Genomic DNA, 233 nt, shown 5'->3' on the forward strand with positions numbered 1-233 from the left:
GGCGCTGGTGATCGCCGAAACCCTCGAACTGGCCCGCTATGCAGGCTCGCTGATCAAAATCGACTATGCCCAGGAGGCTCACCAGACAGATCTGGGCGCATGCCATCAATCGCATGCGGCACCCGCCGAAACACCGGCGCCGCGTGGCGACTTCGCCGGGCAGTTTGCCGGGGCGCCTCTGCAGGTGGATGCCACCTACCTGACGGCCAACGAACACCACAACCCAATGGAGC

The 233-nt window shown here is 64.4% G+C and carries 1 pseudogene; it reads left to right on the forward strand.

The features are described 5' to 3' along the window. A pseudogene (locus SB756_RS35640) lies at positions 1-233 on the forward strand (xanthine dehydrogenase family protein molybdopterin-binding subunit); the annotation flags it as partial.

The organism is Pseudomonas sp. SIMBA_068 (assembly GCF_046534705.1).
Lineage (GTDB): Bacteria > Pseudomonadota > Gammaproteobacteria > Pseudomonadales > Pseudomonadaceae > Aquipseudomonas > Aquipseudomonas putida.